General features: G+C 64.1%; 17 protein-coding genes. 7 read left to right on the top strand and 10 right to left on the bottom strand.

Going from position 1 to position 21643, the window contains the following annotated elements:
- Positions 1-232: 232 nt before the first annotated feature.
- The 10 genes from groL to HIM68_RS06300 form a co-directional block, all read right to left on the bottom strand.
- Positions 233-1825, bottom strand: coding sequence for a chaperonin GroEL (groL, locus tag HIM68_RS06345; protein ID WP_172170740.1), 1593 nt, complete (start codon positions 1823-1825; stop codon positions 233-235).
- A gap of 36 nt (positions 1826-1861) precedes the next feature.
- Positions 1862-2155: a co-chaperone GroES gene (groES, locus tag HIM68_RS06340; RefSeq protein WP_039209993.1), complete on the bottom strand. Its 294-nt coding sequence runs from the start codon at positions 2153-2155 to the stop codon at positions 1862-1864.
- A 391-nt stretch (positions 2156-2546) separates the two neighbouring features.
- The gene (locus tag HIM68_RS06335) at positions 2547-3758 is read right to left on the bottom strand and encodes a ubiquitin-like domain-containing protein (RefSeq protein WP_172170738.1); all 1212 of its coding nucleotides are present in this window, start codon (positions 3756-3758) and stop codon (positions 2547-2549) included.
- 218 nt (positions 3759-3976) lie between these two features.
- Positions 3977-4978 (bottom strand): TatD family hydrolase, encoded by a 1002-nt coding sequence (locus tag HIM68_RS06330; protein ID WP_172170736.1) that lies wholly within the window; start codon positions 4976-4978, stop codon positions 3977-3979.
- The gene (metG, locus tag HIM68_RS06325; RefSeq protein ID WP_172170734.1) at positions 4978-6693 is read right to left on the bottom strand and encodes a methionine--tRNA ligase; all 1716 of its coding nucleotides are present in this window, start codon (positions 6691-6693) and stop codon (positions 4978-4980) included. Before metG ends, HIM68_RS06330 begins: the two co-directional genes overlap by 1 nt.
- Before the next feature lie 205 nt (positions 6694-6898).
- A complete protein-coding gene (locus HIM68_RS06320; protein WP_172170732.1) occupies positions 6899-7783 on the bottom strand; it encodes a hypothetical protein in 885 nt (294 codons plus the stop codon).
- 480 nt (positions 7784-8263) lie between these two features.
- Positions 8264-9136 (bottom strand): 16S rRNA (cytidine(1402)-2'-O)-methyltransferase, encoded by an 873-nt coding sequence (rsmI, locus tag HIM68_RS06315; RefSeq protein WP_367647479.1) that lies wholly within the window; start codon positions 9134-9136, stop codon positions 8264-8266.
- Positions 9137-9267: 131 nt separating this feature from the next.
- A complete protein-coding gene (locus HIM68_RS06310; RefSeq protein WP_172170730.1) occupies positions 9268-9702 on the bottom strand; it encodes a DUF4190 domain-containing protein in 435 nt (144 codons plus the stop codon).
- A gap of 192 nt (positions 9703-9894) precedes the next feature.
- Positions 9895-10350, bottom strand: coding sequence for a DUF4190 domain-containing protein (locus tag HIM68_RS06305; RefSeq protein ID WP_139468378.1), 456 nt, complete (start codon positions 10348-10350; stop codon positions 9895-9897).
- A 406-nt stretch (positions 10351-10756) separates the two neighbouring features.
- Positions 10757-11458 (bottom strand): DUF4190 domain-containing protein, encoded by a 702-nt coding sequence (locus tag HIM68_RS06300; protein WP_367647456.1) that lies wholly within the window; start codon positions 11456-11458, stop codon positions 10757-10759.
- A 286-nt stretch (positions 11459-11744) separates the two neighbouring features.
- Here HIM68_RS06300 and HIM68_RS06295 point away from each other — a divergent pair, with 286 nt between their 5' ends.
- From HIM68_RS06295 to HIM68_RS06265, 7 genes are all read left to right on the top strand, one after another.
- The gene (locus HIM68_RS06295) at positions 11745-13628 is read left to right on the top strand and encodes a dolichyl-phosphate-mannose--protein mannosyltransferase (RefSeq protein ID WP_253903782.1); all 1884 of its coding nucleotides are present in this window, start codon (positions 11745-11747) and stop codon (positions 13626-13628) included.
- Positions 13629-14058: 430 nt separating this feature from the next.
- The gene (locus HIM68_RS06290) at positions 14059-15513 is read left to right on the top strand and encodes an acylneuraminate cytidylyltransferase (RefSeq protein ID WP_253903781.1); all 1455 of its coding nucleotides are present in this window, start codon (positions 14059-14061) and stop codon (positions 15511-15513) included.
- The gene (locus HIM68_RS06285) at positions 15510-16397 is read left to right on the top strand and encodes an N-acetylneuraminate synthase family protein (RefSeq protein ID WP_172170728.1); all 888 of its coding nucleotides are present in this window, start codon (positions 15510-15512) and stop codon (positions 16395-16397) included. The genes HIM68_RS06290 and HIM68_RS06285 overlap by 4 nt, the downstream gene beginning before the upstream one ends.
- Positions 16398-16511: 114 nt before the next feature.
- Complete coding sequence (locus HIM68_RS06280; RefSeq protein WP_172170726.1) at positions 16512-17507, top strand: glycosyltransferase family 2 protein; 996 nt, start codon at positions 16512-16514, stop codon at positions 17505-17507.
- Positions 17504-18964 (top strand): polysialyltransferase family glycosyltransferase, encoded by a 1461-nt coding sequence (locus tag HIM68_RS06275; RefSeq protein ID WP_172170724.1) that lies wholly within the window; start codon positions 17504-17506, stop codon positions 18962-18964. The genes HIM68_RS06280 and HIM68_RS06275 overlap by 4 nt, the downstream gene beginning before the upstream one ends.
- Positions 18961-19962 carry a hypothetical protein gene (locus tag HIM68_RS06270; RefSeq protein ID WP_062243292.1) on the top strand — a complete coding sequence of 334 codons (1002 nt, stop codon included), beginning with the start codon at positions 18961-18963 and terminating at the stop codon, positions 19960-19962. Before HIM68_RS06275 ends, HIM68_RS06270 begins: the two co-directional genes overlap by 4 nt.
- Positions 19949-21391, top strand: a complete 1443-nt coding sequence (locus HIM68_RS06265; protein ID WP_253903780.1) for a DUF6716 putative glycosyltransferase — start codon at positions 19949-19951, stop codon at positions 21389-21391. Before HIM68_RS06270 ends, HIM68_RS06265 begins: the two co-directional genes overlap by 14 nt.
- The last annotated feature ends 252 nt before the right edge of the window (positions 21392-21643 follow it).

Here is a 21643-nt window from a genome sequence, read left to right as displayed (position 1 = left end):
ACCATAGCCGCGAGAGACCTCGGGAAAGTGAACGAGGCGCGACAGTCGAGTGAACAGAGGCGGGGTCGACAGGCCGAACCCGCAAAGGCGGCGACCTCGGAACGGCACGGGCGATCTCATGGGGTGGGCCGCCTCGGTGAGGGTGAATACGCCGATGAATGCGACAGTGGCCCGGAACGTGATGTTCCGGGCCACTGTCGTGGTCAGAGACGACTCAGTCCGAGCGAATGGCTCAGGCTTCGTCCTCCTCGTCCTTCTTCTCGACGACCAGGGTCTCGGTGGTGAGAACCAGGGCGGCGATCGAAGCGGCGTTGCGCAGCGCCGAACGGGTGACCTTGACGGGGTCGATGATTCCGGCGCCGATGAGGTCGCCGTATTCGTCGATGGCGGCGTTGTAGCCCTGGCCGGACTCGAGGTCCTGGACCTTGGCGACGACGACGTAGCCGTCCTGGCCCGCGTTGGCGGCGATCCAGCGCAGCGGCTGGACGACTCCGCGCTTGACGATCTCGGCACCGGTGAGTGCGTCACCGGACAGTCCGAGGTCGTTGCCGTCGAGGACCTTCGCAGCGTGGATCAGAGCCGAGCCACCGCCGGCGACGACACCCTCTTCGATGGCGGCTCGAGTAGCGGACACGGCGTCTTCGACGCGGTGTTTGCGCTCCTTGAGCTCCACCTCGGTGGCGGCGCCGACCTTGATGACGGCGACTCCGCCGGAGAGCTTGGCCAAGCGCTCCTGCAGCTTCTCGCGGTCCCAGTCGGAATCGGTGTTCTCGACCTCGGCGCGGATCTGAGCGACACGACCGGCAACAGCATCGTCGGCACCGGCACCATCGATGATGGTGGTGTTGTCCTTGGTGACGGTGATGGTGCGGGCGTTGCCGAGCTCTTCCAGGGTGACCTGGTCGAGCTTCATGCCCATGTCCGGGGTGACGACCTGGCCACCGGTGAGGACGGCGAGGTCCTCGAGGATGGCCTTGCGACGGTCACCGAAGCCCGGAGCCTTGACGGCGGCGACGTTGATGATTCCGCGCAGCTTGTTGACGACCAGGGTCGACAGAGCTTCACCCTCGATGTCCTCGGCGATGATGAACAGCGGCTTGCCGGCCTGCTGCACCTTCTCGAGGACGGGCAGGAGCTCCTGGATATTGGAGATCTTGCCCTGGTTGATGAGGATGAGGGCGTCGGAGAGCACAGCCTCCTGGCGATCGGCATCGGTCACGAAGTGCGGCGACAGGAAGCCCTTGTCGAACTGCATTCCTTCGGTGATCTCGAGTTCGACGGACGCGGCCTGCGACTCGTCGATAGTGATGACGCCGTCCTTGCCGACCTTGTCGAAGGCATCGGCGATGAGCTTGCCGATCTCAGGCGACTGAGCCGACAGACCGGCGACGTGTGCGATCTCCGAGGAGTCGGCGACGTCGCGGGCGATGGTGCCCAGCTGCTGCGAGACGGCCTCAACGGCGGTCTCGATGCCGCGCTTGAGCTGTCCGGGAGCGGCACCTGCGGCAACGTTGCGCAGTCCTTCGTTGACGAAGGCCTGAGCGAGAACGGTCGCGGTGGTGGTTCCGTCACCGGCGATGTCGTTGGTCTTGGTGGCGACTTCCTTGGCCAGCTGTGCGCCGAGGTTCTCGTAAGGATCGTCGACCTCGACCTCACGGGCGATGGTCACACCATCGTTCGTGATGGTGGGAGCGCCCCACTTCTTGTCGAGCACGACGTTGCGGCCCTTGGGTCCCAGCGTCACCTTGACGGTGTCGGCCAGGGTGTTGACACCCTTTTCGAGTGCACGACGGGCTTCGTCGTTGAATTCCAATGATTTAGGCATTCGTCCTCCTGTCAGTGAAGTTGTTGTTCAGGGGATTCAGCCGATGACGGCGAGCACGTCGCGAGCCGAGAGCACGAGGAACTCTTCTCCTGCGTACTTGACTTCGGTGCCTCCGTACTTGGAGTAGATGACCTTGTCGCCGACGGCGACGTCGACCGGCACGCGGTTTCCGTTGTCAGCAACGCGGCCCGGGCCCACTGCGACAACTTCGCCTTCCTGAGGCTTTTCCTTGGCGGTTTCGGGAATGACCAGACCACTGGCGGTAGTCTGTTCTGCTTCGACCTGACGGATGACAATCCGATCTTCGAGTGGCTTGATGGAGACCGACATATCGGGCCCTCTCCCTTCGCTGGGTTCTATTTCATCGAGTCAGACGGCGGCTGCTGCCATGAACCTCTCGTCGTCGCGGGTGCCGAGCGATTCGACCGTCTCATGAAACTGGCACTCAATGAGTGCTAGTGCTAATTCTGACTCTAGAACGCTCTTAGCACTCGGTCAACTTGAGTGCCAGCAATTCGTCATGCTCTGGGCGAAAGTTCAGATTGGGCACCGGAAGCCGGGGCAGCGGGGCACCGAAAAGCGTGGGCCCCGAGGATCTCTCCTCGGGGCCCACGCTCCTTGCTGACCGCCTCAGCTCAGTTGTCGATATCTGTTGTCAATGGCGGCCAGAGTTCATGGCCTATACAGGCGCTCAGTCGGCTGCTGCGAACCTGATCTCAGATCAGGCGCAGGTCCACTGACCCCAGCCGGCTTCAGCCTGGAGCTTCTTGGCGCGCTGGAACTGCTCCTGCGGGCTGGCATCCGAGGGGTTGCCGCTGCCTCCCATGGAGTGCCAGGTCTGCGGAAGGAACTGGAACAGTCCGAAGTGGGTGCCGTTCGAAGCCTTCGGGTCGAAGTTCGACTCGCACTCGACGACCTGGTACCACTTGGAACCGGGCCCACCCAGCATCGCCTTGATCTCAGCGGTGGACATGGAACCGCCGCCGGAGCCGCCGCCGGTGCTCGAGTCACCGGAGTCACCGGAGTCGCCCGAACCGGAATCGCCGGAGTCACCCGAGTCGGAACCGCCGGTGTCAGCCGGTTCTTCCTTCTTCTTGGTGCCCTGGATGACGACCTTGGTCTTGGGTTCGGAGAGGACCTTCTCGTCCTTCTTCTCCTTCTTGACCTCTTCGCCGTTGATCGTCTTGACCTTGTAGGTGACCTGCTTCTCGCCGTCCTTGCCCTCGGTCTCGACCTTGGTCTCACCCTCGTAGAGGGAATCGGACTTCTTGGTCTCGACCTTGGCCTTGATGGCCTGCTTGTCCTTGACGGTGTCGTTCTTCACGCGGTTGACGGTCAGCACCTGGCCGTCGGAGACCTCGGCGGACATCGGCACGGACAGGAAGTCGTCCTTGTCGAGCTTGACACCCGTGTCCTTGAGGGCTTCCTTGGCGGTGCCCACAGCGGCCGAGACCTTGTGGTCCTTGCCATCGGCGACGACGGTGAGGTCCTTCGACGTGGTCACGTCGATGTCATTGCCCTCGTCCTTCAGACGCTGGCTGGCCTTCGCGTTGAGGTCGGCGCCCTTCGCGTCGACACCCAGGTCGGCCAGAGCCTGACCCACGGTGTTCGCGTTGGTCCATTCGTTCGTCTCTTTGCCATCAACGGACAGCGCAACCTTCTTCGCCGTGTTGACGGTGATCGTCATATCACGGTCGACCTTGGTGCCCACACCGGGCTTGACCTGGTCGCGCTTGTCGACATCGATTTCGTGGCTGTCGAGGATGTCCCCGACCGTTCCTCCGAAGGTTCGGATCTCTTCGGCCTGTCCGTTGACCTCCAAGGTCACGGGCTTGTTCATGGTCACAACCGCGCCCGTGCCACCGACGAGTCCGGTGATCACGACCGCCTGTGCAGCGATCTGAACCTTGCGGTTCTTCAGAAAATCAATCACAAAAATATCCCTGAGCAGAGTTTATCGACCTGTTCACTGTAACCGATTCGTTACACGGTTCGCAAAATATCACGGAAATGTAACGGTGTGAGTTTTCTGAGGGCGTGTCTGACCTGGAGTTCCCAGTGTTTCCGGGGCCTTCCCGATCGTGACATTCCCCCGCCGAGGCGGCGCCGCGTCCCGTTATCTCGCTCACAGAACGAAGGGCTGAGCCCGGCTCAGCCCCAGCTGCCGAGGGCCCGCTCCGCGTTGTTCCACACGGCCGCGCACAGATCCTCTTCGCTCATCCCGCGCACCTCGGCGAGTTTCCGCGCCGTGACCGCCGTGAGGTAAGGACCTCCCGGCTTACCGCGATGCGGGTGCGGGGTGAGGAAGGGTGCGTCGGTCTCCGTCAGCAGGAGCTCCAGTGGAGCGGCCGCCGCGGCCCGCCGCAGCTCGTCGGCGTTCTTGAACGTGAGGTTGCCGGCGAAGGACATGTAATAGCCTTCGGCCGCACATTCGCGGGCCATCGCCTCGTCGCCGGAGTAGCAGTGGAAGATCGTGACTTCGGGAGCGCCTTCCTCCTTGAGGATGCGCAGCACATCGGCGTGTGCCTCCCGATCGTGGATCTGCAGTGCACGTCCGGTGCGCTTGGCGATCTCGATATGAGCTCGGAAGGAGCGCTGCTGTTCGGCGACTCCCTCTTCTGCCGTGCGGAAGTAGTCGAGACCGGTCTCCCCCACCACGCGCATGCGCTCATGCGAGCTCACGAGCGATTCGATCTCGGTGAGAGCGTCATCGAGCAGGCCGCGCTCGGCCAGCCGCGGGGCTTCGTTCGGGTGGAGGGCGGCCCCGCCGATCATCCACGTCCGTCCCTCGGCAGGAGGGCCCGGCACAGTACGGGGGTCGGCCGCCTCGGCGAGGGATCCCACCTCCGTGGCCGCCTCGGCGGGGGTGCCTGAATACTGGGAAGCCACGAGCGCGGTCGTCCACCGGGCTGCCGGAAGGTCGCAGCCGATCTGGACGATGCGACGGACTCCCGCCTCGGAGGCGGTGTCATGGAAGAAATCCAGCGACGGGAACTCTTCGTCCGCGTTCGGGGTCACCTCGGGTTCGGGTTCACCAGCACCCAGCGGCAGCCGCACACCCGTGCAGATGTCGAGGTGAGTGTGGGTGTCGACGATGGGATGAGCGAGCGGTTCGGGCACCGGTGGATAGGTTCCGGCGGCGCGCGAGGCCATTATTCGGTCTCCTCCACGAACTTCGGGAACACGGGTTCGGGCTTCGGCAGGGGCGTGCCCGGTTCGAGCGGGAACCCGACGGCCGCGAACGACCGGGGATCCGCCTCGGCGGCGGCGATGCCGTCGGCAGCGGCCTCGGCGACATTCGGCGCCAGGGCGGCCGAAGCGTATGCCGCACCGGCGGCGACGCCGATGGCCGCGCTAGCGGATACGGCTCCCATCGCCTCGGCGCCGGACCCGGAATCGACGGCGGTCGGCAGGACCTTCGCACCGGCCTCACCGACGCCGGCGGGCACACCGAGGAGGTCGAGGATCTTGCCCGCGGAATCGGGCATGACCGGCTGGATGAGGATGGAGATGATGCGCACGACCTCGGTCGTCACCCACAGCACGGTGGCCATACGATCGGGATCGGTCTTCTTCAGTTTCCACGGCTCCTGCGCGGAGAAATAGCGGTTGGCCTCGGACAGCACCTTCCAGCAGGCCACGACATAGAGGTGGAGGGCCTGGGTGTCGACGTGGCGTCGGGCGGTGTCGGGCACGGCCCGGGCGAGGGCGAGGAGTTTCTCGTCCGCCTCGGTGAGCTCACCCGGCTGCGGCACCTGGGCGTCGCAGTTCTTCTGGATCATCGACAGCGAACGCTGGGCGAGGTTGCCGTACTCGTTGGCGAGGTCGGAGTTCTTCCGTGTGATGATCGAGTCCTTCGTATACGAGCCGTCGTGGCCGTAGGAGAACTCGCGGAAGAGGAAGAAGCGCAGGGTGTCCAGGCCGAAGGCATCGACGAGGTCGAGGGGGTCGACTACGTTGCCGACGGACTTCGACATCTTCTCACCGGAGTTGAAGAGGAAGCCGTGGGCGTGGACCCGCTTGGGCAGTTCGATGCCGGCGCTCATGAGGAACGCGGGCCAGTAGACCGAGTGGAAGCGGATGATGTCCTTGCCGATGATGTGGACGTCGGCGGGCCACCACTTGCTGAGGCGCTCCTGGTCATCGGGGTAGCCGGCGGCGGTGAGGTAGTTCGTCAGTGCGTCGATCCACACGTACATCACGTGCTTGTCGTTGCCCGGCACCGGCACACCCCAGTCGAAGGTGGTGCGGGAGATGGAGAGGTCCTTGAGCCCGGATGCGACGAACGAGGCGATCTCGTTGCGGCGGGAGTCGGGACCGATGAACTCGGGGTGGTTCTTGTACAGCTCGAGCAGCTTGTCTTGGTACTTCGAGAGGCGGAAGAAGTAGGACTCCTCTTCCGTCCAGGTCACCTCGGTGCGGGTCTCCTTGGACAGGCGCACGCCGTCGACGACTTCGGTCTCGTCATCGGTGTAGAAGGCCTCGTCGCGCACGGAGTACCAGCCGGAGTACGTGTCGAGGTAGATGTCGCCGGCCTCTTCGAGCTTGCGCCAGATGGCTTGCGAGGCAGCGTAGTGGTCTTCGTCGGTGGTGCGGATGAACCGGTCGAAGGTCGAGCCGAGGGCGAGCTGGGTGTCGCGGAAGTTCTTCGCGTTGTCGTCAGCGAGTTCTTTGGGGGTGATGCCGAGCTTGTTCGCCGCCTGCAGCATCTTCAGTCCGTGCTCGTCCGTGCCGGTGCAGAAGAAGACATCGTGATTGTCCAGTCGCTTGAACCGGGCGATCGTGTCGGCCGCAATGTACTCATAGGCATGCCCGATGTGAATGGCCCCGTTGGGGTAGGCAATCGCTGTCGTCAAGTAGTAACCCATAGGGAACTCAGTCTAAGGGACGCGGCGCGGCGGGCGCGCATGGGTCCGGGAGCCGCCCCCTCGGGTGAGTGTGGTGCCGTCAGCGGGTGGGCGCGGGGCTTTGCCGAGGATTAGCGAATAGCACGGTTTGAGGTGAGTAGCCCATGTTTGAAGATGGGCTGCTCACCTCGGACTGGGCTGAAACAGTTCGCACCTGGACACCAGCTCACAGAACCAGCGGTTTCCCACACCGGCGACGCAGTTCAGGTGCCTGAAAGAAGAGCTTCTGTCCGAAGGTCCTCGGGTCCAGAACTTCATTGAATTTGAAGCGCACGATCTTATAGCCCATCGCCAGCAGTCGATTGTGCTGTCGGCTCTCCTTGTTCATGACGTCGAAGCCGCCGTCGACGTACTTCTGCGTCCCATCGACGTAGAGTGCGACTCTATCGTCACGGAACAGGAAGTCGAGTCTCGTGAGAAGTCGGCTGCCATCGGCAATTTTCACCTGCTGCACGAAGTCGTGCAGACCCAGAAGATGCAGATTGAAGGCGGCTCTGCTCTCCGCATAGCTTTCGGACAACGGAGATGCGAGTGAGACCAGTCTCGCGGCCACCTTTGCGCCCCGTGCTAGGCGATCAATGGGCGCTGCGAACAGAGCTGCGACTGCACCCGGAACCTCGTCCAGCAGATGTGCCGGATACCCGAGCCTGAAGATCAGATCCTCGTCGTCGCCGAGAAGTTGCCATCTGACCACCTGTTCCATCGCGGCAAACGCCGCAGCGCTGCCGAGTTCGGCCCGCAGATCCAAGGCAGTTCGAGCCGGAGTAGTGACGCGAAGCCCTTCCGCCTGGCAGACGTCATCAGCTGCGATTGTTCTGCGTCGCCTGATCAGCTCGGGTGACTTGGTGCTTGATATGGGGTGGAACACCGACACTGGTTCGTCCGGCTCGTCGAACATACCGATTCTGTGCAGCCGGGCCGCCGAGATCCCGAACACGATGTCTCCTGCGCGGTAGTGGGGATAGTGGAGGACTTGCAGACGCTTCAGATTCGCCTCGTATCTGCGTTGCTGGGACCGCTCTTTGTCGCGTCCTTCCTCGTGATACGTCATCCAATCCGAGTCTGTGGCGAAGGGAGAGAGGTATCGGTGGGCACGGACTTCACAACATCTGACGACTGTATAGACTCCACGAGAGAGCTTTCGCAGACAGCAGCCCAAAGCGCTGCGGATGTCTGCCGTTGAGGCTCCAGCATTGCGAAGGTCCGTGAAATACACGACGTTGTTCTTCATGCCGGCACACTGCCGAAATCCGCGTTGATTCAGCAATGCTCAATCCTGTTGCTGTGGAATCAGCTCCGGCGTCCACACGGCGACAGCGCCTCAGTAAGGAGTCAATCAACAAGCCTCAACGCTCGAGTCGAGTCGTCGACCGGCTTCACAGCGGCTCGTGCCTTTCGCACCAGGCTCGTTTGGGGAGTATCTCAACCGCGCTGATGGCCCAGTTTGAGGTAGATAGCCCACCTCCCGACATGGGCTATCCACCCGAAACTGGGCTACTGACTATCCACAGCCCACTGCACACGAGTCGTGTCAGTCGCGGTGGAGCCAGGCCTCGTAGATGTCGCGCTTGGACAGGCCGAACTTCTTCGCCACCTGCCCGGCCGCGTCCTTGGCACGCGAACCGGAGTCGACCAGTGCGCTGACCTCGCCGAGGTGGTCCTCCGGAGCCGTTTCGACCTCGGTGGCACCGGCGAGCACGAGGGTCAGTTCCCCTCGCAGACCCTCGGCGGCCTGATCGCGCAGTGAACCGACGGTTCCGCGCAGAGTCTCCTCGTAGGTCTTCGTCAGCTCGCGGCTGATGGCCATAGGCCGGTCGACGCCGATGATCTCGGCGAAGTCGTCCATCGCATCGGCGATGCGGTGTGGGCTTTCGAAGAAGACCATCGTGCGCTTCTCGGCCTTGAGTTCGGTCAGCAGGGTCTTGCGCTGCCCGGACTTGCGCGGCAGGAACCCTTCGAAGCTGAACCGGTCGCTCGGCAGTCCCGAGACCGCGAGCGCCATGAGCACCGCGGACGGCCCCGGTGTCGACGTGATCGGAAGTCCCGCCTCGGCGCAGGCCTTGACCACGCGGTAGCCGGGGTCGGAGACGGCGGGCATCCCCGCGTCGGAGAGCAGAACAACGGTCTCACCAGCGGCGATGATATCGACGAGTTCGGGAGCGCGGTGGCCCTCGTTGTGGTCGAAGACGCTGATGACACGCTTCGTGTGCGTGAGGTTGAGTCGCTGCGCGAGCGACAGGAACCGCCGCGTGTCCTCGGCGGCGATGACATCGGCAGTTTCGATGGCCTCCCGCATCCGCGGGCTCGCATCGCCGAGGTTGCCGATCGGAGTCCCGACCAGGATCAGTCGACCGCCGGTGAGGTTCGGACCGAATCTTGGCCCCGCGTCATCGGTCAGGTCGATGTCGTCGGACGGCACCGCCTCGGTGGGGCTGTCGTCGGCTCTGTGGCCGGCCGCCTCGGTGGGGTTGTCGTCGTCACCGAACCCAAGATCCGTATCGGCACCCTGGCCGGACGACGCGAAGGAGTCTGAACTCAACTGGTCGAACCCGCGCCGACCATTGCCGCGCCGAAGATGAGGACGAATACCCCGACGTAGAGGACCCAGAAAAGGATCCAGAGGATGGTGCCGATGTAGCCGACCCACAGGGCCGCGACGGCCATGCCGTCGCCGCGTTCTCCGCGTTCGCGGATCTGCTTGCGGGCGATGTGGCCCATGATGATGCCGGCGATGCCGCCGATGAAGACGGACGAGATGACGCCGAAGATCGAGGCGCACATGCCGACGATGGCCAGCACGTTCGTCGGTGGCAGCTGCTGGTACACGTAGCCGGGTCCGCCGGCGTACTGTGCATTGGCCGCGTAGGCGCTGTTCTGGCTGTAGGACTGGGCACCGTACGAGCCGCCCGCGTTCGATTGGGGCTGCTGGTAGTACATGTCCGGGTTGTTCCAGTTGTTCTGGCTGCTCATAGCGAAGTCTCCTTGTGGTTGCCTTCAACGGTACAGAGTCGTCGGTGGCGGCAAAAGGCGGGGCGGTTACAGGTCAGTCACAGTTGGCGGGGTGGGCACCTTGCGATGTGATGCCGGGACGGGCGCGTGTGTCGGACGTTGAGGCCGTGCGCCAGATCGTTTGCCGGGGCCGGCTTCCCGGAGTCCCGGTCCTCAGCTGACGGTTGCGTTTCCAGCGGCGATCGAGGCGCCGATGACGAGCGCGATGACGCCGAAGTAGAGCAGCCAGAACACGACCCAGAAGATCACGCTGAGATACCCCAGCCACAGTCCAGCCACGGCCATTCCGTTGCCGCGCTCTCCGCGGGCCTTGATCTGCGAACGGGCGATGTGTCCGAAGATGATGCCGACGAAGCCGAGGAAGAAAAACGATGAGATGAACGAGATGAGGCCGAGCACCAGCGCGACGATCGACGAGGAATTCGTCGGCGCCACCTGCTGGTAGACGACGACCGGTGCTCGGTTTCCGTACGTCACGGGGGCCTGGACCAGGGCATGAGGGTGGGCCGGAGTATGAACCGGTGCGGGCGTGTGGACTGCGACGGGGGCGTGGACCGAACCCTTCGATCCGGTGTAGGTGTTCCCGAGAGGCAGTACGCGAGTGTTCATGTCCGTTCCGTTCCGCTGGCTGTCGTTGATCTTTGAATCTGTTCGGGGCCGTCCTCGACGGGTGTCCCGATATCTGTCATCAACGCTACCCACGTGCAGCGAGCGCGGCGGCCGAATCGTGTTGCAATCCTGCACCACAGGTTGCAGGTTCCCCTCGCCGAGGCGGCCCGACCGTCCCGTACCCGCGTGGCCTTGGGGCGCACGCAACGCTGCGGGCAGGCGTTTTCAGGGTCGTGCAGAGCGGCCCGACCGTACGAATCGAGCGTGACCTCGGCACCCGTCCGAAGTCATCCGGAGCAGCGCCCAGGTCACGCGGGGCGGCGCCGAAGTCACCCCGGGCAGCGCCGAGGTCACGCGGGGCGGCGCCGAAGTCGCCCCGGGCAGCGCCGAGGTCACCCGGGTCGGCTCAGTAGCTGCTCATCATGCCCAAGAAGCCGATGCCCAGGATGCCGATCATGACGATCGCCATGATGAGTCCCAGGGCGATGGTCACGTAGCCGATGATGAGCCCGGCGATCGCCTGTCCGCGGCCTTCTTCGCCTGTGCGCTTGATCTGGCCGAGGCCGATGTGGCCGAAGATGACGGCGAGCACCGGTGCGATCCACAGGAACATCGCGATGATGCTGAAGATGATGCCGATGACCGGAATCATCGACAGCAGGCCGCAAACGAATCCGCCGCCGATACCGGCAATGCCCATCCACATCGACCACACGGCCATCTTGTTAGGTGCGGGCCGGACGAAGACCGGCTGCGCGCCGTAGGTCATCGGCTGGCTGTACGCGCCCGACTGGCTGTAGGCATCGTAGGCGTTCGGCTGGCTGTACGCACCTGGCTGGCTGTATCCGCCTGACTGTCCGTACGCGTTCTGCTGACCGTAGGCGCCGGACTGTCCATAGGAGTTCTGCTGCCCATACGGCTGTCCCTGCGAATACTGTCCGGCACCGGACCCATACTGACCCGCACCGGACCCATACTGTCCGGCACCGGATCCGTACTGACCCGACTGTCCCTGACCATACTGCGGCTGGGACCCATAGTTGTTGTTGAACTGCTGCGAGCCGACCTGGGGAGGATCGCTCGGGCGGTAGTTGGGGTTGTTCGACACGTTGTGCACCATTCGCTCTGACTCCGGCTGTCTCCCACTACTCTAGTGATGCACGGTGGCGAATGCCCAAGAATCCTGCTCAAGGTGCCGAACCTCATGCCGGCCTGTCTCTCCCGACCTGCGTCAGCCAGCCCGACATTCCCCCTCGCCCTCACTCCCCGACCTACGCCAGCCAGCCCGGCACGACCTCGCCCTCACCCCGCCGGCCCGATCACTCCCAATGCCCCGCCCTTCCCTGCGGGTCGCATGAGAGCCCTGCCCGCCGAGATCTCTAAACTGGACTCCGATGACACACACCGCAGACTCCCCGGCACCCACCAGGCGCATCGCCCGCGAGCGCCTGGCGAGGAAACGCGAAAAGGTGCGTTCCGGCGCCGCTGCGATGCGCCGCGAAACCTTCCACGCCGGCATGTGGGCCACCCGAGCACCGCTGTGGATGTGGCCGGCCCTGCTCGTCATCACCGGAATCGGTGCGGCCCTGCGACTCTTCCGCCTCGACTTCCCACACCGCCTGATCTTCGACGAGACCTACTACGTCAAGGACGGCTATTCGGTCTTCAACTTCGGCTACGAACGCTCCTGGCCCGAGAACGCCGACGATTCCTTCAACGCCGGCGATCCCAGCGTCATCGAGCCCACCCCCGAATACGTCGTCCACCCGCCGCTGGGCAAATGGCTCATCGGGTGGGGCATCGACCTCTTCGGCGCCGACGATTCGTTCGGCTGGCGCTTCACCGTGGCGATCATCGGCACCCTGACGATCTTCCTCCTCGGCGTCATCGCCTGGAAGCTCTTCCGTTCGGCGTTCTTCGCCTGCGTCGCCGCCGGCCTGCTCGCCATCGACGGCGAGCACTTCGTCCACTCCCGCACGAGCCTGCTCGACATCGTGCTCATGGCCTTCGTCCTCCTCGCCTTCTTCTTCATCCTCCTCGACCGCGAGCAGGTGACGAAGCGTCTGGCCGCTTGGACCCAGCGCACCGCGGAGATCGACAGCTCCGTTCCGTCCCGCACACTGCAGAATCCAGATCCCCTCCCCGAGGCGGCCGCTTCCTCCTCATCCGACCCCGAGGAGGTCCCCCGAACCTTCCCGACCGAACTCAGCGAGTCGATCACCTCCGCCGCCCCACTCCCCGAGGCGGCCCCGCCCACCGCGGAAGCCCGACGTCGGCATCGGACGAAGTCCAGGGACGTGATCAACTTCGGGCCCCGCCTCGGCGCGCGGCCTTGGATCTTCGCTGCAGGGATCAGTCTCGGCCTGGCTACGGGGGTGAAATGGTCGGGTCTGTATGCGCTGGCGGCGTTCGGGATTCTGATCGTCCTGTGGGATGTGCATTCGCGGTATCGGGCCGGGGTCGTGCATCCGTGGCTGGGCATGTTCATCCGCGACAGCATTCCCTCGTTCTTCAAGCTCGTGCCGATCGCACTCGTGACCTATGTGGCGTGCTGGACCGGGTGGATCCGTTCGGATGACGCGTGGGACCGACAGTGGGCTGCGGAGAATTTCGGCTGGTGGCGTGCGTTGCCGCAGTGGTTGGATTGGCTGCCGTCGCTGGCGCACTATCACTACACGGCGTACTCGTTCCATGTCGGGCTGGACTCGGAGCATCCGTACATGTCGAACCCGTGGGGTTGGATCGTGCAGTGGCGGCCGACGTCGTTCTACTACGAGTCCTACGACCGGGGCGATATGGGGTGCACGGTCGCGAAGTGCTCCTCGGCGATCACCTCGGTGGGCAACCCTGTGATCTGGGGCTTGGCCGCTTTGGCTGTGCTCGTCTGCCTCATCGTGTGGATCATCCGCCGGGACGTCCGCCCCGCCGTCATCCTCGCCGGGCTCGCAGCGACCTGGCTGCCATGGTTCGCCTACCAGGAGCGGACGATCTTCACCTTCTACACCATCGTCATGGTGCCCTTCGTCGTGCTGGCCGTGACGTACTGCCTGACACTCGTCTGGGGTCGAGTGCCTGTTCGTGGGCGAGACTCGCCAGGGCCGTCGGTGAAGCAGCGTTTCGCGCGGATCTCCGCGGCGCTGTTCGCCAGGCGACTGAGCGTCGGGCTCATTCTCGTCGCAGCGATCCTCGCCTTCGCCTACTTCTGGCCCGTCTACACCGGTGAGGTCATCCCATTCTCGGCCTGGAACAACCGCATGTGGAACATCACCTGGCGCTGATCGGCTGACGTTGGCGTGCACCCACGCACCGCACTGGCTCCGTCGAATCACCCCACCGGCAGCTTCGGGCCGCGCGTCATCGACTTTTGTCCCATTCGTCATCGACTTTTGATCAGATACTCATGTTCGAACCGGATTATTCGCCCAAAAGTCGATGAAGCGATGCACGGGCCTACCCAAGAGTCGATGAGGCTCCCACCGGCTCTGCCCACTCAGCACCCACCGCCCGCGGGCACAGGGGCCGGCTTGAACGTCGCCGCACGGCCCCGCCCGCGGCCCACCGGCAGATCCGTCACGGGTTCGCCATCGAAGGGTCGCCTCGGCGACATGGCGTGTTCACCTTGAGGTAACACCCCGTCGTTAGCGTCGAATCATTGTGAATGACCAATCGACGACCTACGAGCCCAACGCAACCGAGTTTCAGTCGGAAATGAAGCCGGATGCGCGCACCACCGTGGCCGCGAACCAGGCGGCAGAAAGCACCACCGCATCAACCAGCACCACCTCCCCCACTCCCCACCGAACCGTCGCGATCATCCCCGCGCGCGGAGGTTCCAAGGGCATCCCGCTGAAGAACCTGCAGAAGGTCGCCGGCATCTCCCTGCTCGCCCGCGCCATCAACGCCGCCCAGGCCAGCCCCAGCATCGACCGTGTGATCGTCTCGACCGACCACGACGGAATCGCTGCCGAAGCCCTGCGTGCCGGCGCCGAAGTGGCCCACCGCCCCGCCGAGATCGCCGGCGACACCGCCACCAGCGAATCCGCGCTCATCCACACACTGTCGACCCTCGATGAGGACTTCGACATCACAGTGTTCATGCAGTGCACCTCCCCCTTCATCGACTCCGCCTCGATCGAGAACGCGGTGCGCACGGTCCGTGACGACGACGCCGATGTCGTCTTCTCCGCCGTCGAAGACCACTCTTTCCTGTGGCGCCTCGACGACGACACCCAGGCCGTGGCCGTCGGGCACGAAGCCAGCTTCCGACCGCGCCGCCAGGACCGCACCAAGCACTTCAACGAAACCGGCGCGTTCTACGTCATGCGCACCTCCGGCCTCATCGAGCATGAGCACCGCTTCTTCGGCCGCATCGGCATCGAGGAGGTCCCGCCCGAGCACGCCCGCGAGATCGACGACATGTCCGACCTCACCCTCGTCCGCGCCATCGCCTCGACGCAGGAGACCGCGCAGGTCATCGACGTCGACGCCCTCGTCACCGACTTCGACGGCGTCCACACCGACGACGGCGCCTATGTCGACGAGGACGGAAACGAACAGGTCCGCGTCCATCGCGGCGACGGCATGGGCATCTCCCGACTCGTGAAGTCCGGCGTGCCCGTGATGATCCTGTCGAAGGAACGCAACCCCGTCGTCACCCGCCGCGCGGAGAAGCTGCGCGTCGACGTCGCCCAAGGCATCGACAACAAGGCCAGCATCCTCGACGCATGGATCACCGCCAATGACCTCGACCCGGCGCGCGTCGCCTACGTCGGCAACGACATCAACGACCTCGAGGCCTTCGACGTCGTCGGCTGGCCCATCGCCGTCGCCGACGCCCACCCGCGCGTCCTCGCCGCCGCCCGCGTCATCCTCGACAGGCCAGGCGGACGGGGTGCGGTGCGTGAGGTCTGCGACCTCATTCCCATCCCCGCCGAGGCGGCCGAACCCCTGCCGAATCCGACCCTGACCTCACTGCGGTCGCCCACCGGACACCCATCGACCTTGGCAGGGCACCAGTCAGGACGCCCGGCCGGCCACCAGTCGGCGGCCCTGTCCGGCCACGCGTCCGCCTTCCCCGACCAGCAACCATCCGTCCCGCGGCACCAGCCGCAGTTCACCAACCGCGCGGAGATTTCGCGTGCCAACCGAAAGCAGGTTTCATGACTGATCAACTCGCCCCCGTGGCCATCGGAGAGCACCTCGTCGGCCCGAACCAGCCCGTGTACATGATCGGTGAGATCGGCATCAACCACAACGGCGACGTCGACATCGCCAAGCAGCTCATGGATGTCGCCGTCACCGCCGGTGCGCAGGCAGTGAAGTTCCAGAAGCGCAACCCCGAGGTGGCCGTTCCCGAACACCAGAAGTCGAAGATGCGCTCGACCCCGTGGGGCGAGATGACCTACATCGACTACAAGCACCGCGTCGAGTTCGGAATTGACGAATACTCCGAGATCGACCGCTACGCCAAGGAAGTCGGACTCCAGTGGTTCGCGTCCCCATGGGACACCGACTCCGTCGACTTCCTCGAGAACGAATTCGATGCGCTCACCTACAAGGTGGCCTCGGCCTCGCTGACGGACTTCGAGCTGCTGCGCGCGATCGCCGCCACCGGCAAGCCCGTCCTGTGCTCCTCGGGCATGTCCGATTGGGAGACTCTGGACAAGGCCGTCGAGGTCTTCGACCGCGACAAGCTCGTGCTCATGCACGCCACCTCGACCTACCCGCTGCCGCCCGAAGAGGTCAACCTCAAGGCCATCCCGGCCATGCGCGAACGCTACGGTGTTCCCGTCGGCTACTCCGGCCACGAGCTCGGCCTCGAGATCTCTTTCGCCGCAGCCGCACTGGGTGCTGTGACCATCGAACGCCACATCACCCTCGACTCCTCCATGTGGGGATCCGACCAGTCCGCGTCGATGGAACCGCGCGAGTTCGCCTCCCTCGTCAAGGGCGTCCGCGTCATCGAAACCGCATTCGGCGACGGAGTCAAGCGCATCATGCCGGGCGAGGAATCGAAGATCGATTCCCTGCGCAAGGTCACGGCCTGATCAATCGGCTGAGCCACCTCGGCGAGGATTTTCTGCGCCGAGGTGGCTCTTCCATGTCCGATCCACTGATCTTCTGGTGGACCAACCCATGACCGCAATCTTCGGAGAAGGCCCGTGACCGATTTCGACCTGAGCATCATCATTCCCGCAAAAGATGGTGCCCCCTACCTGAGCACGCTGTTCCGTTCGCTGAGGCAGCAGGGCCCCGTCTGGGACCGCACTCAGCTGATCTTCGTCAATGACGGATCAAGTGATGAGACGCCGGAGCTGCTCGATGAGTTCAACACTTGGTTCCCTCATTTCGAGGTCCTCACCAACCCGGAGGCGACGGGACTTGCCAATGCCCGAAACAAGGGCCTGGCATCTGCCCGGGGAGAGCACATCATCTTCCTCGATGGGGACGACTGGTTGGCCCCGGGGCATCTGTCCTCGATGCTTGCCGCAGCACATAGGCTCGGAGTCGATTTCATCCGCTGTGACCATACGACGGTCGAGGGGACCAAGCGGGTGCGCAAACTCGCGCCGATGTCGGTCCGAGAAGTGCCATTGGATCCCAAGGTGGGGATCCTGCCCGTCTACGAATCGACGATGGTCGACTATCCGTTCGCCTGGGCCGGCATCTTCCACCGGCGAGTGCTCGAACAGGGGATCCTCCATTTCCCGGAGAACTTCATGACTGCCGAAGACCGGTCCTGGATCTGGCGACTGCACCTGCAGGCCGAGTCCTTCGCCGTCGTCGATGCTCCAGGGATCCTCTATCGAAGAGGGATGGCGGGCTCTCTGTCGCGCATCGTCGACATTCGACAGCTGGATTTCATCCGCGCATTCGGACAGATCTTCGATCTCGTCGCTGCCGAGCCGGACGCCGACCAACTGTGGCCGAAGGCGATCCGCAACTGGTTGGCAATCCTCGACCATCAGATCAATCGTTTCGCAGCGTCGCCGGCGTCCCTGCGAAACCAGTTGCGAAGGGGTGCACGAACGATTTCGGCGAAGATTCCGCCAGAGTATCTGCGTGAGGAATTCGTTCTGCAGAAACAGGGACGACAGCTCAACGTCAGCAGCTACCTCAATGACGCACCTTCGTTAATGCTGGAGATGGTGAAGTGAAACAGATCTTTCTGGCCTCGACCCTGTTCGAACTCGTCTGCTTGGCGGCAGGAATCGATGGCGGTGACTACGACCGGCCGGCGGCTCCGGCGCTGATGGGAACCGATGGATTCGCGCCCGAGGACACCCCGGCTCCGACCGAACGGATCCTGCTGGTCAGCAACAACGCCGTGGTCATGGAGCTCTCGGAATCCTTCGTCGATTCGCCGGGAGCCGCCTCGTTGATCGCCCGGTTCGATCGGGTCGTCAACCTCAATGAGGCGCTCGCGCCTCTGCACGTCCATCCTTCGTCATGGCGGCCCGATCATACGGATCTGCCGGTCGTGGAATCGTATCTGCGTGGCCGGTGGGGGTTGGACGATACCGACGAGATCGAACTCGTAATCGAATCGCCCCAGGTCAACCCGGCCATTGCGCTTAGCCGAGTGTTCTCCCGCGCGACGATCAGGGTACATGCCGACGGACTGATGAGCTTCGGCCCGACCCGCAATCAGATTCCGCTGACGAACGGTCAGCGGATGTCCGTGCTGCATTACTTGCCACTGGTGCCGGGAATCTCGCCGAAGCTGCTCCGCGAGTTCGGAATCGTCCACCGCCCACTGGGTGTCGAGTCGTTCACCGGTGTGGTGCGCGAGCTCGGCGAGCATTCGGCCGAAGCGCTGGAGGACGAGCTGGGAGGGGTTCTCAGCGCCGCGCCGTCGAGCAATCGTCCGTGGGCACTGGTTGTCGGCCAGTATCTGTCGGCGCTCGGACTCATCACTTCTGAGGAAGAGACGCAGCTGCACATCGACATGATCGAAGCCGCCGCTGCGCGCGGAATGGAAGTCGTGGTGTTCAAACCGCACCCGGCCGCTCCTCCCTCGCAGACAGGACCACTGTTCGAGGCGGCACAGAGACTCGGGATCACTCTGCAGCTTTTCGACCTGCCCGTCATGGCCGAGGTCATCATCGATCGTCTGGCTCCCGACCTCATCGTCGGCGGGTTCTCCACCGCACTGATGACTGCTCGCCAGATCTATCAGGTACCTGCCCTGGCTGTGGGTACGGATCTGCTGCTCGAAGCCATCGCTCCTTATCAGAACAGCAATCGCATCCCATTGACGATCATCTCCGAGATCTGCGACGGCAGCGCCCCGGACAAGACCGACGCGCATCCGCAGCTGGGGCGTCTGCTCGCAGCCGTCACCTACTGCATGGCACCGACGCTGTCGCACGATCTGCGTGACGCGGCAACTGACTTCCTCACAGAGGTCTTCGGCGTCAGCACAGGCCGCGGCGAGTCAGCTGACCGATTCAGTCGCTATTTCAAACGCCGACGCCTGACCGCGCTCGCTCTGCCGGGCAGCACGTCGAAGGCGTTTGCTCCGAAGCGGATGATCAAACGATCGGGAACGCTCGTGATCAAAGCCGTGACAAGAAAACAACAACGCATCATGAAACGGATCCAACAGCGGTGACACCGAAGAAGAAGCGCCGGAGCGCCGTCGCTTTCGTCGAATCCCCACTGCAGTTCCTTTCGGCGCTCGAATCACATGAGCCGACGGAGGATCTGCTCATTCGGGCCCGGGCAAGCGCGAAAGGCATGACGTCCTTCCTCGATGCCTTCGATCCGGCCTGGTTGCCGAAGAATGTCCGCCTCGAGCGAGATGGGGCGAAACCGGGAGTGTTGCGGAAGACGAACTTCGACCGGATCTACCTCGGCGATGCCTGCTCCGGTCAGGTGCACAGAGCCTTGGCGCTGGCATACCTGGAACGTCGTCTGCCGGAGGTCGTCATTCTCGATGACGGTCTGGCCACGTACTCTGCGATCGAGATCCTCACCGCCAAGCGCGGTCCCCTCGTCCGTCCCCGGCAGAAGCTCAAAGCTTCGCGCACGGTCATGGCCGCTCACGTCGCCGACCGGCTTCGCCACCTCGCCACTGTGGGCAAGCTGCGCTGGCACACGGCGCTGCCGGTGGCGAAGCCGCTGCGCAAGGCTTTCCTCAAATCAGGCGGTGAGATCACTCGCCACCGGTTCGAACATCTCCAGACTCTGCCCACTGGCGGCAGCCACCCCCGGGACAATCCAGTCATCGGTTCGTCCCTGGCCGCCGACGGCCTCATCGATGCCTTTGCCTACCGGGCGTGGGTCGATGACATCATCGACACTCACGGATCGATCACCTACTATCCGCACCGCCGTGAGACCGAGGAATTCCTCGCCGATCTCGCCCAGGACGAACGCGTGAGGATCAAGCATCTCGGCCTGCCCATCGAGCTGCGGCTGATCAACCTGCCGCCGGACTCGACGATCCGCAGCCTGCCGTCGACAGCGGCGGTGTCCCTGGCAGTACTCAATCCGGATGTGACCATCGATGTCACCGAGATCCCCGCGAAGTGGTGGACCGGCGCCTCACCCGATAGTCTGCGAAAGTCCCTCAACGCCCAGTCAGTCAAGGCAGATGACGATTCCTGAACCAGGCGATCCCCACTACAGCGGGCCGATCATGCCGCCGTCGCTCTCCGACGCCCCGCCACGGCCCTCACACCTGACCGAACGCACCCGCGCGGACGGTCAGTCGTCGCAGTCGAACTTCCCGGACGGTCCTGTGCTGCCGCCTCGGCGATCGGCCGGGCTTGCGCCCATCCGCATCCTCTCGATTTCCGACAGTGAGTCGTATCTCAAGTGGGCGACCCAGCTTCTGTCGTCCCTGCCCGACGTGGAGGGACGCGTGTTCCTCGTCGACAATCCGATTCTGCCGACAGATGAGCAGATCGCCAGCGCCGTCGCCGGCACCGACTGGGAACACCGAGAGGTCCCCGTCATCGCGCGGGCCGACCTCGCGCAGGTCATCGCCGATCACTCCCCCGATATCGTCCTCGGTGCCGCCACCGGCCCGATCGTCGCCCAGGTCTTCCTCACCGCGCACACCCGCGCTGACCGTCCGGCCCTGATCTCGGGGCTGCCCGGAATGGGTCTGCCTGCCAGCGGCAAGGGGATGAACTATCGCCGTCTGATGGATGCGTTCATCGCCCATTCCTCCGCCGAGGTTGCCGCTTACACCGAGGCGAGTGCCCGGTCGCGGGTGCCCTGCGAAGTTCTGTTGGCGCGCCTGCCGATGCTGCGTTCGGAGGGCATTCCGCAGCTCGCGGCACCAGCGGAACCCCTCGCCGAGGAGACCCCACCGTCCGTCGCCACCGCGCCGTCCTCAGCGGGTGCCGCACGAACCGGTGACTCTGCGGCCCCACGGACTCTGCTCTTCGCCCCGCAGGCGAAGGTTCCTGCCGAGCGAGCCGACCGTGAGGCGATCATCGCGGCACTGGCCGAGTTCGCCGACCGGCACCCGGATTCGACGGCGGTCATCAAGATGCGGTCGCGTCCCGGTGAGTTCGAAACCCATCACGAACAGCACTCCTACTTCGAGATCCTCGACGACTTCCGCACCCGCAGAGTGCCTGGAGCGAACCGCATCGAGCTCGGATATGGTCCCCTCAGCGAGTTCCTCACCGACGGCTCGGCACTGGTCACGGTGTCCTCGACTGCGGCACTCGAATCCATCGATCGGGGCATTCCGACCCTGCTCATCTCGGACTTCGGCTTCAACGCCGAGCTGCTCAACGAGGTCTTCGCAGACTCCGGTGCCACCGGCACATTGGCCGATGTGACTGCCGGGTCAATCGGATTCCCTGACCCGGAATGGCTGACCGAGAACTACTTCCACGCGCAAGACGGACAGCTGCGCCGAGATCTGGGGCTGTTGGCCACCCGAGCACGGGCCGGTCAACTGCCGAACCGTCGGTCGGCACTGCTCAAGCAGAAGCGGATGCTCATCAGGGCCGAACTGCGCACCGTCACTCCGGCCCCCGTCGTCAGCGCCTACCGCAAGCTGCGCCGCACCCGCTGACGGCCAACCCCTGGCGCCCCGAGAATAGGTCACCAACGGACGTTCGGGCCCAAAGATGGGTCAGTATCGGATACTTTTGGCGCCCGAGACTATCCGATGCTGACCTAGGTTCTGGGGTGAACAGCGCTTTTCGGAGCCCAGAACGCGATGGTTCGCCCAGCCGTTTCCGGGAGTCGGATGAGCAGCGGCCTGTAAGCTGATCGACCACACGACCGCACAGACAAAGCAGCGACCAAAAGGACACTGAATCCG

The organism is Brevibacterium sp. CT2-23B (assembly GCF_013168765.1).
In the GTDB taxonomy this organism is placed as follows: domain Bacteria; phylum Actinomycetota; class Actinomycetes; order Actinomycetales; family Brevibacteriaceae; genus Brevibacterium; species Brevibacterium sediminis.
The sequence above is the reverse complement of the archived record's forward strand: the minus strand, read 5'-3'. Positions and strand labels throughout refer to the sequence as shown.